Source organism: Pseudomonas sp. WS 5410 (assembly GCF_012985645.1).
GTDB lineage: Bacteria > Pseudomonadota > Gammaproteobacteria > Pseudomonadales > Pseudomonadaceae > Aquipseudomonas > Aquipseudomonas shahriarae.
On record NZ_JAAQWS010000016.1, the window covers coordinates 66,193 to 86,790 of the forward strand.

At 62.2% G+C, this 20,598-nt stretch carries 18 protein-coding genes and 1 pseudogene; 4 read left to right on the forward strand and 15 right to left on the reverse strand.

Going from position 1 to position 20,598, the window contains the following annotated elements; translation table 11 throughout:
* Nucleotides 1-41: 41 nt before the first annotated feature.
* From HBO24_RS21730 to pedF, 10 genes and pseudogenes are all read right to left on the reverse strand, one after another.
* The gene (locus HBO24_RS21730; protein ID WP_170060297.1) at nucleotides 42-1,328 is read right to left on the reverse strand and encodes an amidase; all 1,287 of its coding nucleotides are present in this window, start codon (nucleotides 1,326-1,328) and stop codon (nucleotides 42-44) included.
* Nucleotides 1,329-1,406: 78 nt separating this feature from the next.
* Nucleotides 1,407-1,562 (reverse strand): annotated as a pseudogene (locus HBO24_RS21735) (ATP-binding cassette domain-containing protein); the annotation flags it as partial.
* An 81-nt stretch (nucleotides 1,563-1,643) separates the two neighbouring features.
* A complete protein-coding gene (locus HBO24_RS21740) occupies nucleotides 1,644-2,057 on the reverse strand; it encodes a VOC family protein (RefSeq protein ID WP_057439400.1) in 414 nt (137 codons plus the stop codon).
* 148 nt (nucleotides 2,058-2,205) lie between these two features.
* Complete coding sequence (locus HBO24_RS21745) at nucleotides 2,206-3,576, reverse strand: hybrid sensor histidine kinase/response regulator (RefSeq protein ID WP_170045440.1); 1,371 nt, start codon at nucleotides 3,574-3,576, stop codon at nucleotides 2,206-2,208.
* Complete coding sequence (gene ercA / locus HBO24_RS21750) at nucleotides 3,560-4,723, reverse strand: alcohol dehydrogenase-like regulatory protein ErcA (protein ID WP_057439401.1); 1,164 nt, start codon at nucleotides 4,721-4,723, stop codon at nucleotides 3,560-3,562. The genes HBO24_RS21745 and ercA overlap by 17 nt, the downstream gene beginning before the upstream one ends.
* A 127-nt stretch (nucleotides 4,724-4,850) precedes the next feature.
* Nucleotides 4,851-4,922, reverse strand: coding sequence for a pyrroloquinoline quinone precursor peptide PqqA (gene pqqA / locus HBO24_RS21755; RefSeq protein WP_003243383.1), 72 nt, complete (start codon nucleotides 4,920-4,922; stop codon nucleotides 4,851-4,853).
* 649 nt (nucleotides 4,923-5,571) lie between these two features.
* Entirely contained in the window at nucleotides 5,572-7,092 is a 1,521-nt protein-coding gene (locus HBO24_RS21760; protein ID WP_057439402.1) for an aldehyde dehydrogenase family protein, read from the reverse strand.
* Nucleotides 7,093-7,118: 26 nt separating this feature from the next.
* On the reverse strand, nucleotides 7,119-8,045 hold the full coding sequence (locus tag HBO24_RS21765) for a quinoprotein relay system zinc metallohydrolase 1 (protein ID WP_170060298.1): 927 nt from the start codon (nucleotides 8,043-8,045) through the stop codon (nucleotides 7,119-7,121).
* Nucleotides 8,042-8,797, reverse strand: coding sequence for a quinoprotein dehydrogenase-associated SoxYZ-like carrier (locus HBO24_RS21770; RefSeq protein ID WP_169990362.1), 756 nt, complete (start codon nucleotides 8,795-8,797; stop codon nucleotides 8,042-8,044). The genes HBO24_RS21765 and HBO24_RS21770 overlap by 4 nt, the downstream gene beginning before the upstream one ends.
* Nucleotides 8,798-8,800: 3 nt before the next feature.
* The gene (pedF, locus tag HBO24_RS21775) at nucleotides 8,801-9,262 is read right to left on the reverse strand and encodes a cytochrome c-550 PedF (RefSeq protein ID WP_057439405.1); all 462 of its coding nucleotides are present in this window, start codon (nucleotides 9,260-9,262) and stop codon (nucleotides 8,801-8,803) included.
* Nucleotides 9,263-9,516: 254 nt separating this feature from the next.
* On the opposite strand from pedF, the gene exaA reads away from it, so the two are divergent.
* The gene (gene exaA, locus HBO24_RS21780; protein ID WP_057439406.1) at nucleotides 9,517-11,409 is read left to right on the forward strand and encodes a quinoprotein ethanol dehydrogenase; all 1,893 of its coding nucleotides are present in this window, start codon (nucleotides 9,517-9,519) and stop codon (nucleotides 11,407-11,409) included.
* Between the two features lie 87 nt (nucleotides 11,410-11,496).
* Nucleotides 11,497-12,144: a pentapeptide repeat-containing protein gene (locus tag HBO24_RS21785; RefSeq protein ID WP_057960075.1), complete on the forward strand. Its 648-nt coding sequence runs from the start codon at nucleotides 11,497-11,499 to the stop codon at nucleotides 12,142-12,144.
* A 42-nt stretch (nucleotides 12,145-12,186) separates the two neighbouring features.
* On the opposite strand, the gene HBO24_RS21790 is transcribed toward HBO24_RS21785, so the two are convergent.
* Entirely contained in the window at nucleotides 12,187-12,813 is a 627-nt protein-coding gene (locus HBO24_RS21790; protein WP_057439407.1) for a response regulator transcription factor, read from the reverse strand.
* Nucleotides 12,814-13,088: 275 nt separating this feature from the next.
* Here HBO24_RS21790 and HBO24_RS21795 point away from each other — a divergent pair, with 275 nt between their 5' ends.
* Nucleotides 13,089-13,643 (forward strand): PQQ-dependent catabolism-associated CXXCW motif protein, encoded by a 555-nt coding sequence (locus HBO24_RS21795; RefSeq protein ID WP_115128522.1) that lies wholly within the window; start codon nucleotides 13,089-13,091, stop codon nucleotides 13,641-13,643.
* A 27-nt stretch (nucleotides 13,644-13,670) separates the two neighbouring features.
* Nucleotides 13,671-14,336, forward strand: a complete 666-nt coding sequence (locus tag HBO24_RS21800; RefSeq protein WP_029296512.1) for a response regulator transcription factor — start codon at nucleotides 13,671-13,673, stop codon at nucleotides 14,334-14,336.
* A gap of 491 nt (nucleotides 14,337-14,827) precedes the next feature.
* Here the strand turns inward: HBO24_RS21800 and HBO24_RS21805 are convergent, their stop codons facing one another.
* From HBO24_RS21805 to HBO24_RS21820, 4 genes are all read right to left on the reverse strand, one after another.
* Nucleotides 14,828-17,128, reverse strand: a complete 2,301-nt coding sequence (locus HBO24_RS21805) for a PAS domain-containing hybrid sensor histidine kinase/response regulator (protein WP_169961112.1) — start codon at nucleotides 17,126-17,128, stop codon at nucleotides 14,828-14,830.
* Nucleotides 17,058-18,221 (reverse strand): nitric oxide-sensing protein NosP, encoded by a 1,164-nt coding sequence (gene nosP / locus HBO24_RS21810; protein ID WP_057960094.1) that lies wholly within the window; start codon nucleotides 18,219-18,221, stop codon nucleotides 17,058-17,060. The genes HBO24_RS21805 and nosP overlap by 71 nt, the downstream gene beginning before the upstream one ends.
* 242 nt (nucleotides 18,222-18,463) lie before the next feature.
* Nucleotides 18,464-19,639, reverse strand: coding sequence for a porin (locus HBO24_RS21815; RefSeq protein ID WP_115128524.1), 1,176 nt, complete (start codon nucleotides 19,637-19,639; stop codon nucleotides 18,464-18,466).
* 153 nt (nucleotides 19,640-19,792) lie between these two features.
* Nucleotides 19,793-20,596 (reverse strand): sulfite exporter TauE/SafE family protein, encoded by an 804-nt coding sequence (locus tag HBO24_RS21820; protein WP_057439411.1) that lies wholly within the window; start codon nucleotides 20,594-20,596, stop codon nucleotides 19,793-19,795.
* Between the last annotated feature and the right edge of the window lie 2 nt (nucleotides 20,597-20,598).

The following is a 20,598-nucleotide window of genomic DNA, read 5'->3' on the forward strand; positions in this document are numbered from 1 at the left end:
GGTATCAACGTGCCAGACCAACACGTGAGCACCGCCCCCCTCTATCGGCCAGCCGGCCGCAGCAGAGCATCGACCTGCTCAGACACGCTTAGCAAAAGGCTGTCGTTTCTAAATCCTCCGATTATTTGCAGCCCTACCGGCAGCTCTGCGGCCTTGCGCACAAGAGGAATATTCACCTGCGGCAATCCAAATGCCATCCAGAATTTGATGAAATCCGACGGCCCAGTGGCGCCAAGGCCCAACGGGGCGACGATGCCGCAGCTCGCCCCCAGGACGGCGTCAAACGGTTTGAATATCTCCTCCAGCACCGGCGCCAACTGTGCCAGACGCCTCTTCGCCGCTGACTCTTGCTCCCAACTGGTCCGCTCGGCGCGGGCGAACATATCGAGGATTTCCATGCTCATCTTGTCCGGGTGCCGATTGAACTCAGGGGCCAATGAGCGGGCGCCCTCACAATCGTTTATCAGCAGATGGTCATCAAACACCCTGGCAAACGCCTCGGGCAACACCACCTCGCTCACTCGGTGCCCTGCCGCACGCAGCGTATCCATAGCGGCCTCCAGTGCCAGGGCCACGTCCTTGTCCACCTGATACCAGCGCGCCGTACGGCAAAAACCCAACGACCGTAGCGGGCTTTCCGCGGGGCGCGCCGGGAACCCCGGGATCAGGACTTGCGCAATCAGGCTCAAGTCACGCACCGAACGCCCAAACCAGCCGGCCGTGTCGAAACTCGGCGCCAGTGGCTTGACCCCCTCAAGCGAGACCAGCCCATAGCTGGGTTTGAAGGCGTGCACCCCACAGTAAGCGGCAGGTTTGATCAATGATCCGGCCGTCTGCGTACCCAGGGCGATGGGAAAGAATCCAGCCGCCAGCCCCGCCGCCGAGCCCGCACTCGAACTCCCAGGCGTGCGTCGGGGGTCCTGGGGATTGCGCGTCGGCCCGGTGTGCATATAGGCGAATTCGGTGGTGTGGGTCTTGCCCATAATCAGCGCCCCCGCCTGGCGCAGCAGCGAGACAACCTGTGCGTCGCGGGACGGGCGGTTGTCCTCATAGATCGGCGAGTAAAAACCGGTGGGATGATCCACGGTGTCGTAGTTATCTTTGACCCCCACCGGAATACCTGCCAACAGACCTCGCGCACGCGTCCCGGTCAATTGCCTCGCTTGAGCACGTACCGCGTCGGGGTCGAACGAAACAAAGGCCTGTACTGTCGACTCCTGGGCCTCGGCACACCCAAGGAAGTGTGCGGCGACTGTCTCTTCGCTCACCTCACCCGCACAGACCCGCTGTGCCAGGGTGGTGGCATCCAAATGATCAAAACGGTACATGGCATTCCTCTGTTACAGGCCTGTCTGCCCAAGGGCTCAATGCAAAAGCTGCGGGTTGTCGAAGAAGTCATTCGGCGCCGAGGTCGGCTCGTCGAACAGCATGATTTTCGGCTTCATGCACAGGGCACGGGTAATCGCCACGCGCTGTTGCTGGCCGCCCGACAATTGCCCCGGAAACTTGTGGGCCTGCTCCGGGATGCGCACGCGCTCCAGGTTCCGTCGCAGCCATTGAGCAACTTGACGAGTTCACGTCCTACCGTTGGCTGGCGTGCCCAAAAGACTTAAATCAACTTAACGTCGTTTGCGTAACATGCGTTAAACAGCGAACGCCGATTGCAAATCACAGAAGCCTTTTATCTCGATGGGATTGCCGGCCGGATCCAGGAAGAACAGGGTTGCCTGCTCGCCCGGTCCGCCGGCAAAGCGCAGATAAGGGGCGAGGACAAACTTCACCCCGCCCGCGATCAAACGGTCCTTTAACACCAGCCAGTCCGGCATCTCCAGCAACACCCCCAGATGAGGCATCGGTACCAGATGGTCGCCGACCCTGCCGGTATCAGTGACGGCAAAGGGCTCACCCAGGTGCAGGGATAATTGATGCCCGAAGAAATTCACGTCCATCCATGTATCCGTGCTGCGCCCTTGTGCGCAACCCAGCAAGTCACAGTAGAACTGACGTGAAACTTCCAAATCGCGAACATGGTAGGCAAGATGAAAAATCGACTGCATGGAGCGCTCCTTAAATCACCACCTATTTAAATGACAGTGGAATAAGGCAAAGTTTGTGCTGCTTTTACAGAAACACACAGCATGTAATTTTTATTCAGAGCGAAAGAATTTTTAACGATAGACCCGTACAAAATCAGAGAGCATTGCCCTACCCCAGTAACTGGCTCAACACCGCCCGCAACTTACCTGGCTTGACCGGTTTGTTCAGCAACGGTGCTTCCAGGCGGCGCAGGGCACGGCGGCACTGGTCGGTGCGGTCCGCCGTGATAATCACGGCGGGAATGTTCTGGGCGAAATGCTCGCGCAACTGCTTGACCACCGCACACCCCACCACCCCATGGTCGAGGTGATAGTCAGCCAGGATCAGCTCCGGCGCCCGGCCCTGCAACGCCAGCAAGGCACCGGCCTGGTCGGTGGCGGTCACCACCTCGCAGCCCCACTGCCCGAGCAGCGCGCGCATGCTTTCAAGGATGCTCAGCTCGTTATCGATCACCAGCAGGCGGCGCCCGGGCAACGGATTACCAGTGCTCGGCTGTGTCGGCAACTGACTGATGGCCAGGGGTACCTCGGCACTCAACGGCACCTCGATGCTGAACATCGAGCCGCGCCCCGGCCATGAGCGTACTGCCACCGGGTAACCCAGAATCAGTGCGATACGCTCGACAATCGCCAGGCCCAACCCAACGCCCTTGCGATCCGCGGCGCGGCCGACATCGAGTTGGTTGAACTCCAGAAAGATCGAGCTCAACCGGTCCGCCGCAATTCCGCGCCCGGTGTCCCAGACCTCCAGGCGCAGGCGATCACCGCGCCGCCGCGCGCCCAACAGGATGCAACCTTCATCGGTGTAGCGGCAGGCATTGCTGAGGAAGTTGCGCAAAATACGCGTCATCAAGCGCAAGTCCGTGCGGATCGCGTAGCCGGCAGTGCGCGCCCGCAGCTTGAGGCCCGCCGCCTGGGCCACCGAATGGAACTCCGACACCAGCGGCGCAAACAGCTCATCCAGGCGGTAGAGCGCCACGTCCGGCTTGACCGCCGCCTGGTCCAGGCGCGAGATATCCAGCAAGTCGGTCAGCAGGTCCTCGGCCCCTTCCAGGGCCTGATGGGTGCGCTCCACCAGCACCTGCTCGACACTGGGCAGGTTGCGTTCACGCAGGGTAGAGATCAGCAGCCGCGCCGCGTTGAGCGGTTGCAGCAGGTCATGGCTGGCAGCGGCCAGGTACTTGTCCTTGCTGCGATTGGCGGCCTGGGCGGCGTCACGGGCGTCGCGCAGGTCTTGTTCAGTCTGTTCGCGCCGGGCGATCTGCTGTTGCAGGTTGTGGTTGGCTTCGAGCAGCTCATCGGTGCGCGCCGCCACCCGCTGCTCCAGCTCATCGTTGAGGCGGATATAGCGTTTGCGCTCGGCCTCCAGTTCATCCAGCCGCGCCGTCAGCTCCGGGTAGTGGCTCTTGCGCGCCGAGTGATCGCCCAGCCCCAGCAGCCCGGCCAGAGCCCGCTGCTGCTCGTCAGAGAGCTTCGCCATAGACGACCTCGACGTCACGCTGGCTCGACTCACGCGGGTTGGTCAGGATGCACGGGTCATGCATGGCGTGTTGCGACAAAAACGGAATATCTGCCACCCGCACCCCGTGCAGGCCGAGAGTTTCATGGAAGCCAATGGCGTGCTTGAGGGCAATCAGGTGCTCCACCAGCCGCCCGCAGATCTGCCGGTGGTTGAGGCCCCGGCAGTCGATGCCAAAGGTCTCGGCAATCACCTTGAACCGTTCCGGCGCCGAGTTGTAGTTGAACGCCACCACATGCTCCACCAGCACCGCGTTGCACAGGCCATGGGGCAAGTCGAGAAAGCCGCCCAGGCTGTGGGACATGGCATGCACCGCGCCGAGGATCGCATTGGAAAACGCCAGGCCGGCCTGCATGCTGCCGAGCATGATTTTCTCGCGCAGGGCGATATCGCCGGGGTTGGCGATCATCTGCACCAGGTTGCCATTGATCAGGCGCATGGCTTCCAGCGCATGGGGGTCGGTCAGTGGGCCGTGGCCGGTGGACACAAAGGCTTCGATGGCATGCACCAGCGCGTCGATCCCGGTACAGGCCGAGAGGAACGGGTCCATGCTGGCGGTGGTTTCCGGGTCGATCAGCGACACATCCGGCACCACTGCCTTACTGACGATGGAAAACTTCATGCGTTCCTGCTGATTGGAAATGATCACGAACTGCGACACGTCGGCCGAGGTGCCGGCGGTGGTCGGGATCAGGATCAGCGGCGGGCTGGGCACGCGGATGGTGTCCACCCCTTCGAACTCAAGAATGCTGCGCCCATGGGCGACCACAATACCGATGGCCTTGCCGCAATCCATCGGGCTGCCGCCGCCGACGGCGACGATCACATCGCAATGGTTCTCGCGGTAGACCTCGGCGCCCTGCATCACTTCTTCGACACGCGGGTTGGGTGACACAGCGGTGTAAAGGCAGTACTCGATCCCCAGGGCCTGCAGGCTGGCCTCGACATCCGCGACCCAACCGGCAGCGACCACACCCGGGTCGCTGACCACCAGGACCTTGCGCGCACCAAAGGTCTTGGCGTAATTGCCGACATTGTGCCGGGAACCGGCGCCGAAGATGATTTCTGGGGAGACGAATTTACGCAATTGGCTGAGGCTATGGCTCATTGGAAAGCCTGTTTTTATTGTTTTGGAAGATACGGGCCACACTAACGCATCCGCTGGCGAATGCAATCAGACCAATGGGCTAGCCCTTATCCCTGCAGGAGCCGGCAGGCCGGCTCCTGGGATGGTTTCAGCGGTTGGCGAAATACATGGTCACTTCAAAGCCGATACGCAGGTCGGTGTAGGCGGGTTTGGTCCACATGGGAGCGTTCCTCTTGTTATACCGGGAGAGTCCGGTACAGGCATTAATACATGGGTGGGCTGGCGAGCGAATGCTACTTTCGAACGAACCGGCCGCAGTCATTAGTCTCGGATGTACATAGAATCTCCCACAGGGGTACGCGCACGATTCGACGATCAGGTCGGCTGTCAGGCCGCCTCGCTTTGCTGGTGATTTTGATCTTAGGCGCCCCGTTAAACCACGCTGGCCGTCATCCGATATTGATTTGGGGGGTAACCCGGCAGGACGCCGGGTTAGCCGCGCTGGGCCATGGATGGCCCATCGCGGCGGCCCCCCAAATCAATGTCGGATGACGGGCATGCCGAGCCTAGGCGAGGCACCGAGTGGTGGGGCAAGAGCCCTTTTGGTTACTTTTGGGGCTCTTTTCCAAAAGTGACCCGCCGTAAGGGCGGAACCCTAAGTGGCCGTGACCGCAGCAATGGATATGTACACATACCCAGAAGAGGGTTGTGTAGCTACTCATGCTGCGATGACCGAAGGTCAGCCGCCAATGATGCAAGCTGAACAACCGCTATCGCAGGCAAGCCAGCTCCCACACTTGATTGCATTTCAAGCAGGGCGGCTGATGCCTACCCATCAAAGGGTGGAAGCTGGCAGTTCAATCAGGCGATCAGAAGAACCCCAGCGGGTTGATGTCGTAGCTCACCAGCAGGTTCTTGGTCTGCTGGTAATGATCGAGCATCATCTTGTGGTTCTCACGCCCTACCCCGGACTTTTTGTAGCCACCAAACGCGGCATGCGCCGGGTACAGGTGATAGCAGTTGGTCCACACACGCCCGGCCTTGATCGCCCGGCCCATGCGGTAGGCGCGGTTGATATCGCGGGTCCACAGCCCGGCACCCAGGCCGAATTCGCTGTCGTTGGCAATCGCCAGGGCTTCGGCTTCGTCCTTGAAGGTGGTCACGCCCACCACCGGGCCGAAGATTTCTTCCTGGAACACGCGCATTTTGTTGTGGCCCTTGAGCAGAGTCGGCTGGATGTAATAGCCGCTGGACAGGTCGCCCGCCAGGTGTTCGGCGGCGCCACCGGCCAGCAGTTCGGCGCCCTCTTCCTGGGCGATGGTCAGGTACGAGAGGATCTTGTCGTACTGCTGCTCGGACGCCTGGGCGCCGACCATGGTCTCGGTGTCCAGCGGGTTGCCGCGCTTGATCTTGACGATCTTCTTCATGACCTCGGCCATGAATGGCTCGTAGATCGACTCCTGCACCAGCGCCCGCGACGGGCAGGTGCACACTTCGCCCTGGTTGAAGAACGCCAGCACCAGGCCCTCGGCGGCTTTCTCGATGAAGGCCGGCTCCGCCTGCATGATGTCTTCAAAGAAGATATTCGGCGACTTGCCGCCCAGCTCGACGGTGGACGGAATAATGTTCTCGGCCGCCGCATGCATGATGTGCGCACCCACCGGGGTGGAGCCGGTAAAGGCGATCTTGGCGATGCGCTTGCTGGTGGCCAGGGCCTCGCCGGCTTCGCGGCCAAAACCCTGGACGATGTTCAACACGCCGGCCGGCAACAGGTCAGCGATCAGTTCGGCAAACACCATGATCGACAGCGGCGTCTGCTCGGCCGGCTTGAGCACGATGCAGTTGCCAGCGGCCAGGGCCGGGGCGAGTTTCCAGGCGGCCATCAGCAACGGAAAGTTCCATGGGATGATCTGTCCGACCACGCCCAGGGGCTCATGGAAATGATAGGCCGCGGTCAGTTCGTTGATCTCGGCGGCGCCACCTTCCTGGGCGCGGATGCAGCCGGCGAAGTAACGGAAGTGGTCGGCGGCCAATGGCACGTCGGCATTCAGGGTCTCGCGCACGGCCTTGCCATTGTCCCAGGTCTCGGTCACGGCCAACACTTCCAGGTGCTGCTCGATGCGGTCGGCAATTTTCAGCAGCACCAGGGCGCGGTCCTGGGCCGAGGTCTTGCCCCAGGCGTCGGCGGCAGCATGCGCAGCGTCCAGGGCCTTGTCGATATCGGCGGCGCTGGAGCGCGGGAATTCGGCAATCACCTCGCCAGTCACTGGCGAGGTGTTGGTGAAGTATTCACCGTTGACCGGGGCCACAAACTCGCCACCGATAAAGTTACCGTAGCGCGGCTTGAAGGTGACGATGGCGCCGGGGGTGCCAGGTTGTGCGTAGATCATGATGAGGCCTCTTTCGGGGGATGTTGTTATTGATCTATCCGTTGCATCTGAGCGCGTTCATAGCGGGGATACAGGTGGCTGACACTGCGGATCAGTTCGTAGCGGCTCAGGCTGATGGCCGCAAAACGTTCGGGAATGGGGCTGCGGATCATCTCGCCCATGGCACTGCCGTTGGCAGCACCGGTGGCCATGAGCTGGTCGAGCCAGCCCAGGTAATCACGCATTTGTGCGAAGGGTTGGGCATCGCTGGCCACCGGGCCGTGGCCGGACACGATCAGTTTCCAGGGCAGGCCTTGCAGGGTGGCGATATCCGCCAGCCATACCGCCAGGCCCGGGGTGTTGGGGGTGGTCAGGGCGCGCTGGTAAAACACCAGGTCGCCGGCAAACAGCACGCCGGTGGTTTCGTCGAAAATCGCCAGGTCGGCGCCGGTATGGCCGCTCAGGCTCAACAATCGCAAAGCGTGGCCGCCGACGGTCTGCACTCCGGGGCTCAACGTCTGGCTGGGCAGCAGCACTTCGGTGCCGCGCATCCAGTCGCCGACCATGCGGTACATGTTTTCCGCCATGCCATCGCCCTGTTCGCGCAGCAGCGTGGTGGTGCCTGCCAGCGCAGCGATCGGCACATCCTTGAACGCCTGGTTGCCCAGCACATGGTCGGGGTGATGATGGGTCAACAAGACCTGGATCACCGGCTTGTCGGTGACCGTGGCAATCGCCTGGCGCAATGCTTCGCCGTAACGCCGGGACGGCCCGGTGTCGATCACCACCACCCCGGCCTGGGTCACGATAAACCCGGTATTGACGATGTTGCCGCCGTTGGCCCTGGCGAAATTATCCGTGCTGCCTTCCAGCAGCCAGGTGTCGGCGGCGATCTGCCGGGGCTTGAGGGCGTAGTCGAGGTCGGCCAGCGCGGGCAGGCCCAGGCCGAGTAACAGCAGCAATAGCCACTTCATGGGATGGCCCCGGCGAATTCACTACCGCTGGTATCGCGCAACAGCAGGCGCACCGGCCCGGCGCCTTGCAGGTCAAACGCCAGGTCGGGGTTCTCGCTGACCGCCGCAAACAGCTCCAGGCGCGCCAACACCCGGTCCTGGGCGTCGCGCAGTTCGGCGTGGTTGATGTAGAACTCAGGGATGCCGCTGACCATGCCATTGTCCATTGGGTGTGCTACCTGCAGGCGCAGCCGGCTGAAATCCTCGCGGGGGTAACGACCGCCCAACACTTCCCCCAGGTGTTCTTCCCAGCCCGGCTGGCTGCGCACCACGCTGGGCGCGGTACAGCCGCCGCCGGCGGCGTCGATCAGGGTCGACCCCACATGCCACAGGCCATCCTTGGTCAACACGGCGGCGCGCAACGGCGTGGCCTGCTCGATCCGGACGCGGATCGCCAGCCACGGCAACACGCCCTCGCCCGGCTGGAAGTCGACGATTTTCGGCAGTGGATTGAGTTCGGCCCAGGCGATGATTTTCACCACCTCGCCCTTGAAGGCGCGGGCGTCGATTTCCAGGGGCACCTGCCGCGCATCTTCGGCAAATGGCGGCGCCAGCAGCTTGACCCGTTCATCAAAGACAAACGGCGCATTGCCGAGGAACTGCTGGTGGAAATAGCTCCACATCACCGATGGCACCGGGTCTTTGCCGGGGTCCATCCCGTAGGCGGCCACTGGCAACCAGCAAGCCAACAGCCAACGTGCGCGCCAGCCCATGGCTTACTCCTCGACGTGCACGCTATCAAGATAAGTGCGTACCGCCCACAAGGCTTCCTGGCTCAAGTAGTCGGCCATTTTCGGCATGTACACCCGACCATCGCGCACGGCGCCATGGCGCACCCGTTCGACGAACCATTCGTCCCCGGCATCGCCCTCATCGAGCATGCGCAGGTCGGGGGCGATCCCGCCGGACTTGGCTTCCAGACCGTGGCACGCGGCGCAGTTCTGGTTATAGGCCGAGGCCCCCACTTCGACGGCCTTGGCGTGTTCCGGCGACTGGCGATACGGGTTCACCGCCGCCCAGCCATCGGCATCCAGCGGTACGCCGGCGTCCTTGATCGGGGTCAGGCCTTGGGTTTCCACGGCAGTTGGCGTCACGTTGCCGTGAGCCCAGACGGAGCCTGCACCGATCACCCCGGCCAACAGGCCGGCAACCAGCAAGGCGTTGCGTTTTGTTGTCATTATTGTCCCCTCAGGATTGCACGCAAAACCTCTCTACAGAGGCTATGGCAACCATCATAGGAACGCCTCGCCAGGGCCCGTATGCTGCTTTGGTGGCCGGGCTCTACTCCCTTCGTAGTAAGGCTTGCGGGCCCCTGCTAAATCAGATGCGGTTCGGGAAATTGTCCCGGCCACACCGGGATATTTTCCGTATCCGCGGGCACCGTCCAGCCAGCAACCTGTGCAGGCCAAAACCTCCACTGGGAACTGCAACCATGACAATAAGATCGCTACCCGCCCTCTCGCCGCTGAGCCTTGCCGTGCAGGCTTTCCTGCTGGTCGGCAGCCTGTCCTTGAGTGCGGCGAGCTTCGCCGCTGCCGAACCTGCAAAGCAGACGCGCAACGTCACCTGGGAAGACATTGCCAACGACCACCTGACCACCAAGGACGTGCTGCAATACGGCATGGGCACCAACGCCCAGCGCTGGAGCCCCCTGGCCCAGGTCAACGACAAGAACGTGTTCAAGCTCACCCCGGCCTGGTCGTACTCGTTCGGTGACGAGAAGCAGCGCGGCCAGGAGTCCCAGGCCATCGTCAACGACGGCGTGGTGTATGTCACCGGCTCCTACTCCCGGGTGTTCGCCCTCGACGCCAAGACCGGCAAGCGCCTGTGGACCTACAACCACCGCCTGCCCGACAACATTCGCCCGTGCTGTGACGTGGTCAACCGCGGGGCGGCGATTTTTGGCGACAAGATCTACTTCGGCACCCTCGATGCGCGCCTGATCGCCCTCGATAAAAACACCGGCAAAGTGGTGTGGAACAAGAAATTCGGCGACCACGCCGCCGGCTACACCATGACCGGCGCCCCGGTGCTGATCAAAGACAAGGTCACCGGCAAGGTCCTGCTGATCCACGGCAGCTCCGGCGATGAATTCGGCGTGGTCGGCCAGTTGTTTGCCCGCGACCCGGACACCGGCGAAGAAGTGTGGATGCGCCCGTTCGTCGAAGGCCACATGGGCCGCCTGAATGGCAAGGACAGCACCACCACCGGCGATGTGAAAGCACCGTCCTGGCCAGATGATCCGACCACCGAAACCGGCAAGGTCGAAGCCTGGAGCCACGGCGGCGGTGCCCCTTGGCAGAGCGCCAGTTTCGATGCCGAGACCAACACCATCATCGTCGGCGCCGGCAACCCCGGCCCGTGGAACACCTGGGCGCGTACTTCCAAGGATGGCAACCCTCACGACTTCGACAGCCTCTATACCTCAGGCCAAGTGGGTGTCGACCCAAGCACCGGCGAAGTGAAGTGGTTCTACCAGCACACGCCAAACGATGCCTGGGACTTCTCCGGCAACAACGAGCTGGTACTGTTCGACTACAAGGACAAGGACGGCAAAGTGGTCAAGGCCACCGGCCACGCTGACCGCAACGGCTTCTTCTACGTGGTGGACCGTAACAACGGCAAGCTGCAGAACGCCTTCCCGTTCGTCGACAACATCACCTGGGCCAGTCATATCGACCTGAAGACCGGCCGCCCCGTGGAAAACGAAGGCCAGCGTCCGGCCAAGCCGCTGCCGGGTGAAACCAAGGGCAAGCCGGTGGAAGTCTCGCCGCCGTTCCTCGGTGGCAAGAACTGGAACCCCATGGCCTACAGCCAGGACACCGGCCTGTTCTACATCCCCGGCAACCAGTGGAAAGAGGAATACTGGACCGAAGAGGTCAACTACAAGAAGGGCTCGGCGTACCTGGGCATGGGCTTCCGTATCAAGCGTATGTATGACGACCACGTCGGCACCCTGCGCGCGATGAACCCGACCACCGGCAAGGTGGTGTGGGAGCACAAGGAGGCCCTGCCATTGTGGGCCGGCGTGCTGGCGACCAAGGGCAACCTGGTGTTCACCGGCACCGGCGACGGTTTCTTCAAAGCCTTCGACGCAAAAACCGGCAAGGAGCTGTGGAAGTTCCAGACCGGCAGCGGCATCGTCTCCCCACCGATCACCTGGGAACAGGATGGCGAGCAATACATCGGCGTGACCGTTGGCTACGGCGGCGCGGTGCCGTTGTGGGGCGGCGACATGGCCGAGCTGACCAAACCGGTGGCACAGGGCGGGTCGTTCTGGGTGTTCAAAATCCCGAGTTGGGATAACAAAACCGCGCAAAAATAACCCCCCGTTGATGATCGTTCCCACGCTCTGCGTGGGAATGCCTCCCAGGGCGCTCCGCGCCCCAACGGCCACCACGAGGTCCCTGCCATGAACTACCTGCCCCTGTTACTCCTGCTCTCCCTCCCCCTGGCCTACGCCGACGACGGCGACGACCAACCCCTGGTCATCAACGGCTGCACCCTCGCCCCCCACAGCCAATGCCCCGGCGCCAACCTCAAGGGCGCCAACCTGCGCAACCAGGACTTGAGCAAAATGAACCTGGCCGGGGCCGATCTGCGCGAGGCCGACCTGCGCCACGCGAACCTCGACCTGGCCAACCTGGAAAAAGCCCAACTGCAAGGCGCCAACCTGACCCGCGCCAGCCTGCAGCAAGCCAACCTGCGCCTGGCAGATTTCAGCGGGGCCACTTTGATGGCCGTACAAGGCTGGGGCATGTTTGCCCAAGGCGCGCAATTTGAAAACGCCAACCTCAGCGCGGCTTACCTGCAATTTGCGCGGTTGTCGGGGGCCAAGCTGCACAAGGCCAACCTGCGTGCAGCGGACCTGGAAATGACCTGGCTGAGCAAAGCTGACCTGCAAGGTGCGGACCTGAGCGACGCCAACCTGCAAGAGGCCAAGTTCGGTGAAAGCAACCTGGAACAGGCCACCCTCACCGGCACCCGCCAGCACTATGCAAACTTCCAGGACGCGAATATGGAGGGCTGCAAGGATTGCCCCACCACCTGGGACCGTTAACTTTTGCAGGCGCGGGCTTGCCGGCTCCTGCAGAGGAGCGACTTATCCCGCCGCCCGCACCACGCCCATATCAATCCCCACATGCACCAGCTCCGCATGGGAGCTGACCTGCAATTTGCTCTTGAGCAAGGTCAGGTGATTGGACACGGTCTTGCTGCTGATACTCAGTTGATCGGCAATGGCCCGGGTGGGTGTGCCCTTGGCCAGCATCAGGAAAATTTCCAGCTCGCGGGCCGTCATGCCCTGCAGGCGATGATCGACCGGGTGGTAGGCCAGCTCGGTGGCCAGGGCCTGTTCGATATAGGTGTGGCCGTCGAGGATGCGCTGCACCGCTTCATTCATCACCGCAGGCGTCGCGCCCTTGGTGATATAGCCCGACGCACCGGCCTCCAGGGCCTGGCGTACCAGGGGCAGTTCCTGATGCTGGCTGAAAAACAGCACGCGCAATTGCGGCAGGCGCTGGCGCAGGCGGCGAGTGGTCTCCAGGCCGCTGATGCCCGGCAGGCCAAAACCGGTGATCACCAGGTTCGGCACCGCCTCCTGCACCCGCGCCAGCGCCTCTTCGCCAGTGCCCGCCTCGCGCACCTCCACGCCTGGTAGCAGCGCCCGCAACAGGCTGCTGTAACCCAGGCGCACCACGGCGTGCTTGTCTACCAACAGGATATTCATGAGGCATGCGCCGGCATCACCAACAGCGGCGCCGGTCGCGGGCCGTGGAGCTTGTCCACGCCGATCAGGCTGACAATCAGCAAAAACGGCAAGAGCAGCGCCTTGAGAATTCGCATGATCGTACAACTCCTGAGGATGACCGGTACTTTCATGCTAGAGCCCTCAAGCGCCGGCTGATTTACTACTTTGGTACTGGTTTTGCTGTCTATCGTCGCATTCCCAAGGCAGCGCGACTGGCATGTAATAGGCGCATAACTATAAGGATCGTACCTGCCATGCTGCCCGCCCGACTGACTCTGGCTGCCGTGCTGTCGCTGACCCCGCTGCTGGCTGCTGCCCAGCCGCCAACCGCGCTGTTTTCCCGCGACGGCTACCGCATCAACCTCTATCGCAGCCCCACCCCCGAACACCTGCCGGGCGCGACCATCGTCGATACCCAGGCCCTGCAAACCCTGCTGGCGCAACAACCGCGCCCGGTGCTGATCGACGTTTACCGCCGGCAATGGCTGCACGGCCAGTTCATCGAAGACCTGCCCCACGCCAACCTGCCCGGCAGCCATTGGCTGGCCAATACCGGCGATGGCGAGCTGACGCCCGAGTGGCAGAGCTACTTTGCCCGCCACCTGTACACCTACACCGACGGTCACCTTGCCCACCCCTTGGTGTTCTACTGCCGCGCCGATTGCTGGTTGAGTTGGAACGCGGTAAAACGGGCCAAAGCCTTGGGCTATAACACTGTGTATTGGTATCGCGATGGCCTGGACGCGTGGGAGGCCGCCAAGCTGCCCGTCGCCGCGGCACACCCTGAGCCCTTTGAGCTTGCCCCCTGAAACATCACAATAAAAAGGTGAACGGCCATGTATAAAATTCTGATTGCCGACGATCACCCGCTGTTTCGCGAAGCGATCCATAACGTCATCAGCGACGGTTTTGCCGGCAGCGAAGTGATGGAAACTGCCGACCTGGACAGCGCCCTGGCCCTGACCCAGGAGCACGACGACCTCGACCTGATCCTGCTGGACCTGAACATGCCCGGCATGCACGGCCTCAACGGCCTGATCAACCTGCGCAACGAAGCGCCGACCATACCGGTGGTGATCGTCTCGGCCGAACAGGACAAGCAGATCGTGCTGCAAGCCATCACCTATGGCGCGGTGGGCTTTATCACTAAATCCTCGCCACGGGCGCAGATGACCGAAGCGATCCAGCAGATCCTCAATGGCAACGTGTACCTGCCGCCCGACATCATCCGCACCCAGAAAAACCCCGGCCAGCGGCGCATGCACGACAACCCGGCCTTCGCCCCGGAACTGCTGCAGGCCCTTACACGCAAGCAGTTGCTGGTGTTGGAGCGGATGACCAAGGGCGAGTCGAACAAGCAGATTGCCTACACCCTGGAAATTGCCGAGACCACGGTGAAGGCCCATGTGTCGGCGATTCTGCGCAAGTTGAACGTACATAACCGGGTGCAGGCGATCCTTAGCGCTGGAGATATCGACTTCGGCTCCTACCTGCGGCGCTGATTTTCCTTACAACTAAGCTCCCACAGGGGTACGCGTACGATTCGAAGATCAGGTCGGCTTTAAGGCCGCCTCGCTTTGCTTTTGATCTTGATCTTGATCTGAGGCGCCCCGTTAAACCACGCTGGCCGTCATCCGATATTGATTTGGGGGGTAACCCGGCAGGACGCCGGGTTAGCCGCGCTGGGCCATGGATGGCCCATCGCGGCGGCCCCCCAAATCAATGTCGGATGACGGGCACACCGAGCCTAGGCGAGGTGCCGAGTGGTGGGGCAAGAGCCCTTTTGGTTACTTTTGGGGCTCTTTTCCAAAAGTGACCCGCCGTAAGGGCGGAACCAATAGCAGCCGTGACCCCAGCAACGGATATGTACACAACCCCAGAAAAGACCTGTGTAGATACCTACGCCACGATAACGGTGTGTCATTCAGCATTTATTTGCCTGACCCACCGCTATCGCGGGCAAGCCCGCTCCCACATTTTGATCGAGGGCATGTCAGGGACGGCCCAAGAGGTGGCTCATGGCAGTCTTGAGCTTCATCGGCCGCACCGGCTTGTGCATCAGGGTATGCCCCAGCTCGCGGATTTGCAGTTTCAGTTCGTTGCTGTAATTGGCGGTGATCATCATCGCCGGAATGGCACTGGCCCGCCGCGCATTGATCCTGGCCACCGCGTCCACGCCGTTCTGTTCGTCATCCAGGTGGTAATCAGCAATCAGCAAGTCCGCCTGGGCATGGTAGTTGTCCACCTGGCGTGCCAGGTCCTGTTCGGACAAGGCGGTAATCACCTGGCAGCCCCAGCCTTCAAGCAAGGTACGCATACCGGCACAGATCGCCGCGTCGTTATCCAGCACCCACACCCGGGCGCCCTGCAAACGCTCCAGCATCGGCTCGCTCATCACCGGCATAGGCAAGACCCTGGGTGCGGTGCTGCTCAACGGCACCTCCACACTGAACATCGAGCCCTTGCCCGGCCAGGAGCGCACGCTGATCCGGTGCCCGAGGATCCGCGCGATTTTTTCCACAATCGCCAACCCCAGGCCCAACCCACGATCCTGGTCCGGGCGTTGCACATCGCCGCGCTTGAACTCCTGGAAAATCTCCTCCAAACGCTCCTCGGCGATGCCCATACCAGTGTCCCAGACCTGGATCGACAACCGCTGATGCTCACGCCGACAACCCAACACCACGCGCCCGCCGTAGGTGTAACGGATGGCATTGCTCAACAGGTTGCGCAAGATTCTGGCGAGCAGCTGGATATCGCTGCGCACCAGGGCCGAGCAGCCAATAAAGTGCAGCTGCAAGCCTTCGCTGCGCGCCACTTGGGTGTATTCGGCGGCGAGGTTGTCCAGCAGTTCGCTCAAGGCAAACGGTGCGATATCGGCCTTGATCACCCCGGCGTCGAGCTTGGAAATATCCACCAGGGTGCCCAGCAGGTTTTCCACGTCTTCCAGGGAATTGCTGACGTTGCGCACCAGGGTCTCGTTGGCCACCGGGTCACGCCGCTCCAGCAAGGCCCCGGTAAACAAGCGGGCGGCATTCAGCGGTTGCAGCAGGTCATGGCTGACCGCCGCCAGAAACTTGGTTTTCGACAGGTTGGCCTGCTCGGCTTCCAGCTTGGCTTCGCGCAGGCGCGACTCCACGCGGCGGCGCTCGTCAATTTCCTGCAGCAGTTGGTCGTTGAGCGAAGTCAGTTCGGCGGTGCGCTCGCGCACTCGCAGTTCCAGGTTCTGATAAGCCTGGTGCAGGGCCTCGGCGGTGCGCCGGCGTTCGGTGATGTCGCGGATCAGCACAAAGATCCCCACCACCTCGCCACTGGCCAGGCGGTTGGGCACATAGGAGCGCAGCATGTAGCGCTCCTGATGGTTGATATTGGTTTCGGCGAACTCGAAGGTCACGCTCTCCCCCGCCAGCGCCTGCGCCACGTAGGCCTCCAGGCGCTGGTAATGCTGTTCGCTGTGGGCCTGGCGCAGGCTTTTGCCGAGCATCGCGCCCTGCGCCCAGCAATACCATTGCTCGTAGACCTTGTTGGTGAACTCGTAGACCAGATCGGCATTGAGGTAGGCAATCAACGCCGGCACATGGTCGGTGATCAGGCGGATCCAGCGTTCGCTTTCCTGGGATTTCTGCGCGACGGCCTGTTCACGACGCAGGGTTTCCGCCAGTTTGACGTCAGTGATGTCGGTAAACAGAATCACCCGCCCACCGTCCTGGGTCGGCCGCTCGCTGACTTGCAGCCAACGGCCGTTATCCAGACGGTAGAACAGGGTTTCATCAGCGTGCCCGTGGGCCTCTTCGGTGAACAGGCCGTTGACCGTCATCAGCCGTTTGACCTCGCGCAGGCCCATACCCGCGACAATCTGCACCGGGCTGTTGCTCCAGAACCCCTGGAAGCGGCTGTTGAACAACACAATATTTTGGTGCTGGTCGAACAGCACAAAGGCATCGGAAATGCTCTCGATGGCATCAATCAAATGCTGGTGGGCGGTTTCCGCGCGCAACCGTGCATCGCGCAGCAGATGGTTGCTGGCCTTGAGTTCGGCCATAGCCTGGTTGAGCGCGTCGGTACGTTCGCGCACCTGCTCGGCCAGCACCACCGAATGCTGGAACGCCGCATAAGGGTCGTTGCCACGGGTCGCGCCGGATTCGACGCGCTCGATCAGCGCGGCGTTGATCCGCGCCAGCTTGCGATTGTCCTGCTGCAGGGCGCGGATCTGCGCGTGCAGTTCAGCGCTGTCCAGAGCTTCGACCACGGGCAATGGCGACCCCGGTAAAGGTCTGGTTGATGTGCATGCCATTGAACTGTTCTCCGTAGGTGTTGAACCCCATCACCCGTTGCTCACGCAAAAAGGCGCCGATCGGCTCCAGGGTGCCGTGCTCTTCGAGCTCCAGGCGCCGCAGGAAACAGTCGCAGCCGATGGTCAGCAGCAGGTCGCCGAGACGCGCTTGCAGGCCGTCGAACAGGGTCTGCAGGTTGGGCAGGATCGGCCCCGGGGTCATGGCGGTGAGGACGATGCCGTTTTCCACCGCGCAGTAGAAACTCAGGCTCAAGTCATCGTGGACCTGCTGGATCGCCCGCACGTAGTACTGCTCGTTGATACGCACCGCCAACGGATGGGCGGCGAAGATCCGGTGATCCAACTGTGCAACGGCCACGCCGATATGCCGTGCGTACTCCTCGGCGGCAGGTTCGGCATTCAACTCAAAGACCCGCCGCGACGCGCTGTCCGCGCCTGTCACCACCAGTTTGTGTGCCAAGGGCAGGATGTGGTGGGTGGTGAACACCTCGAAATCCAGCCAGGTATTGACCAGCACCACGACAGCCGCACCGCTGTGGAAGGCGCCGTCGAAATACACGTGGGTGTGGGTCAGGTGGTTGTCATCGCCGGCCGAACCGCCGAAATGCGGGATATCGCCGAGCGCTGCGCTCAGGGCGGCGAGGACCATTTCTTCGCGGCTGGACAGGCCGTCGAGCAGGGTCAAGGCAAAGCTGTTGCCCTTGATCGGGGCCAGGGTGTTGCTGCGACAGCCACCCACCAGGCGTTCGACCATTTGTTGCGCGTCGATCAGGCTGAAGTGCTCGACCTGGTCGATCAGTTCGGTGGCAATGGAAAAGTGCGCATGGTCAAACCCCACCGCCGTCACGCAATTGCGCCCGTAACCCTGGGGCGTGATCTCGCCGGCGCTGGTGCAACCCACCACGCGGACACCACCGAAACTGTGTTGCAGGGCCTGGCCGAGGGCCTGCAGGTCATAGGTGGCAGAGCAGAAGAACAGCACGAACCCCAGGTACGGGTGCAACAACTGGCACGCCAGCTCATCGGCCACCTGCTGCGCATCGCTGGCCTGGGACATGGCTGTGACTACGCCTTCGCTGTGCACCTGTTGCATGGTCATCTCCCCGTTGAAGCTCAAGTGTACGAACGCACGGGGTGGCGACCTATGCTACTTGGGTACTGGGTCGGGGCTTCGATGGGATGAGAGCCACTGAGCAACAGATGAATCTCTGTGGGGACTGGCTTTGTGTAGGAGCTGGCTTGCCTGCGATTGCATCACCGCGGTGTAACTGATCCACCGAGTCGCAAGCATCGCAGGCAAGCTGGCTCCCACACGTTTGACCGTGTTCCAGGTCATTACCAGGTCAGCACCGCGCCTACGGCAAAGGTATCGGTGTCTTCATTCTGCGCACTGGTGTCGTGGCCGTTGATCTCGAACTGGTTGTACTCGGCCACCAGCTTCAGGTTGTCGTTGATGTCATGGAACAGGGCAATGCCCCGGGTTTCGTAGTCGGCGCCGCTGCCGACCACGCCGTTGCCGTCGTCCTTGGTCTTGCCGTAGGACAGCGCCAGGCGGTTCTTGCCCAGTTTGTAGGAGCCCTGCAGCAGGTAGCCATTGCTGTCGACATTACGCAAGGTGGCCTCCCCGGCGTTGTTGGTGAAGAACGGGTTGATGCCCTTGGCCTGGAAGCCGGAGCCGGTGAGCGACAAGCCGCCCATCTTCGCCTGCACCCCATACCCCAGGCCCTTGGAGGTCACCGATTCGACGCTGGAGTCGGTGTTGTCCGAGGTCTGGTAGCTGCCGTTGAGCCAGCTGTAGATCTTCGCCCCGCCCACGTCGAACTGGTAGGTGATCTCGCTCTCGGTACGTGGGTTTTTCTGGTAGGCCTTGCCCAGCGGGCTGCTGTCGTTGGTGTCGACCGGGTCCATGATGCCCACGGCCACCCGCAGGCCGTCCATTACCGGGGTGCGGTAGGTGATTTGCGAGGTGGGGAACGGGTATGGGTAGCCACTGCCGATATTGCCGAACGATACTCCGCCGCCGTCCACCAGGCCCAGGCTGTCGCTGACCTGGCCATAGCCGGCGAGCAGTTCGTCGAGCAGGATGTTGGAACGGGCGAACAGGCCGAAGTCCTTGCCGATCAGCACTTCACCCCACTCGGGGTTGGCCACGGTGCCGTAGAACTGGCGCACGTCGATGGCGGTGTCGGTGCCGTTGGTTTCACTGTCGTTGATGGTCACCCAGAACGAGGCACGGGCGCCGAGCTTGAGGTCATCGACCTGCTTGCCCATGTTGAAGCCCAGGTAGTTGGGCAAAAAGCCCATTTTTACCCGCGACTGGCGCCGGTCGTATTGCTCGCCGGCACGGTCCACATCGCTGTTGACGTAAAAGGCGTTGACGTAGCCATCGGTGGAGAAGGTGGTTTGGTCCTTGTCGTACAGCACGATCTCGGCCTGGGCCACCGAGCTCAAACCGAGGCTGGCGATAAAGGCTGGCAACAAACGACGGGGGAAGTTCTTATTGTTATGCATGGCGCGCTCCGCGACGGGGGTCTGGGTGTCGGAGGCGATTATCGAAAGCCAGGCAGCGCGGTTAAACGCTGCCTTGGAGGGAAATGCGCGGTGCTTTGGAGGGCGCCGAGGGCCCGCCACTTAAGGCTTACACCGGTAGGCGCGGGGTTGGGGTCAAAGGGCGTTGAACAACATCCCGCCTGCCACCACGATACACAGGCTGGCAAAGCCGATTTGCAAGGCCCGCGCCGGAATCAGCGAGCCCAGGCGCCGGCCGATGAGCATGCCGACGATGCTGGCACCGATAAACACCCAGCCGAGGGTGTCGATCACCACCCCGGCATGGAACGCGCCGACCACACCAATCAGCGAAATCAGGCTGATCACCATCAGCGAGGTGGCGACAATCCCGCGCATCTGCACATCGGTCAGTTGCTTGAACGCCGGCACGATCAGAAAACCGCCGCCCACCCCCAGCAGGCCCGATACCGCACCGGTCACCGCACCGAGGGCGGCCAGGGTCGCGGTGCATTTGGCGGTCCAGGAAAAACGCCCGGTCTGCTGATCGAGCATGCAGTTCTTCTGCCCCCAGGACGCGGCGCCATGGTCGCTGGGGCCGGCCTCGAGCTTTTCGCGCCGCAACATGCGCCACGCCACCAGCACCATCAGCGCGCTGAACAGGCCCATCAGGATCTTGTCCGGCAACTGATGGGCGAAGAACACCCCCAGCGGCGAAAACAGGGCGCCAAGCAAGGCAATCAGCAACGCCGCGCGATACCGCACCAGGCCATGGCGCAAGCCATCAATCGCCCCCACCGCCGCCGCCGCCCCCACGGCGAACAATGACACCGGGGCCGCTTGGGTCATGGTCAAGCCCAGCCCCAGCACCAACGCCGGCACCCCCAGGATCCCGCCCCCGGCCCCGGTCAGGCCCATCACCAGCCCCATGAACACGCCAAAAAAACTTGCCAGCAGCATAG

What these genes read in the sequence shown, in the direction of transcription:
- HBO24_RS21805 (WP_169961112.1), bottom strand. Translation starts at nt 17,128, where the DNA reads ATGGCATGCACATCAACCAGACCTTTACCGGGGTCGCCATTGCCCGTG.
- HBO24_RS21795 (WP_115128522.1), top strand. Translation starts at nt 13,089, where the DNA reads ATGCTGCCCGCCCGACTGACTCTGGCTGCCGTGCTGTCGCTGACCCCG.
- pedF (WP_057439405.1), bottom strand. Translation starts at nt 9,262, where the DNA reads ATGACAACAAAACGCAACGCCTTGCTGGTTGCCGGCCTGTTGGCCGGG.
- HBO24_RS21740 (WP_057439400.1), bottom strand. Translation starts at nt 2,057, where the DNA reads ATGCAGTCGATTTTTCATCTTGCCTACCATGTTCGCGATTTGGAAGTT.
- HBO24_RS21800 (WP_029296512.1), top strand. Translation starts at nt 13,671, where the DNA reads ATGTATAAAATTCTGATTGCCGACGATCACCCGCTGTTTCGCGAAGCG.
- HBO24_RS21815 (WP_115128524.1), bottom strand. Translation starts at nt 19,639, where the DNA reads ATGCATAACAATAAGAACTTCCCCCGTCGTTTGTTGCCAGCCTTTATC.
- ercA (WP_057439401.1), bottom strand. Translation starts at nt 4,723, where the DNA reads ATGAGCCATAGCCTCAGCCAATTGCGTAAATTCGTCTCCCCAGAAATC.
- HBO24_RS21790 (WP_057439407.1), bottom strand. Translation starts at nt 12,813, where the DNA reads ATGAATATCCTGTTGGTAGACAAGCACGCCGTGGTGCGCCTGGGTTAC.
- HBO24_RS21760 (WP_057439402.1), bottom strand. Translation starts at nt 7,092, where the DNA reads ATGATCTACGCACAACCTGGCACCCCCGGCGCCATCGTCACCTTCAAG.
- HBO24_RS21785 (WP_057960075.1), top strand. Translation starts at nt 11,497, where the DNA reads ATGAACTACCTGCCCCTGTTACTCCTGCTCTCCCTCCCCCTGGCCTAC.
- HBO24_RS21745 (WP_170045440.1), bottom strand. Translation starts at nt 3,576, where the DNA reads ATGGCGAAGCTCTCTGACGAGCAGCAGCGGGCTCTGGCCGGGCTGCTG.
- HBO24_RS21770 (WP_169990362.1), bottom strand. Translation starts at nt 8,797, where the DNA reads ATGGGCTGGCGCGCACGTTGGCTGTTGGCTTGCTGGTTGCCAGTGGCC.
- HBO24_RS21765 (WP_170060298.1), bottom strand. Translation starts at nt 8,045, where the DNA reads ATGAAGTGGCTATTGCTGCTGTTACTCGGCCTGGGCCTGCCCGCGCTG.
- nosP (WP_057960094.1), bottom strand. Translation starts at nt 18,221, where the DNA reads ATGCAACAGGTGCACAGCGAAGGCGTAGTCACAGCCATGTCCCAGGCC.
- HBO24_RS21730 (WP_170060297.1), bottom strand. Translation starts at nt 1,328, where the DNA reads ATGTACCGTTTTGATCATTTGGATGCCACCACCCTGGCACAGCGGGTC.
- exaA (WP_057439406.1), top strand. Translation starts at nt 9,517, where the DNA reads ATGACAATAAGATCGCTACCCGCCCTCTCGCCGCTGAGCCTTGCCGTG.
- HBO24_RS21820 (WP_057439411.1), bottom strand. Translation starts at nt 20,596, where the DNA reads ATGCTGCTGGCAAGTTTTTTTGGCGTGTTCATGGGGCTGGTGATGGGC.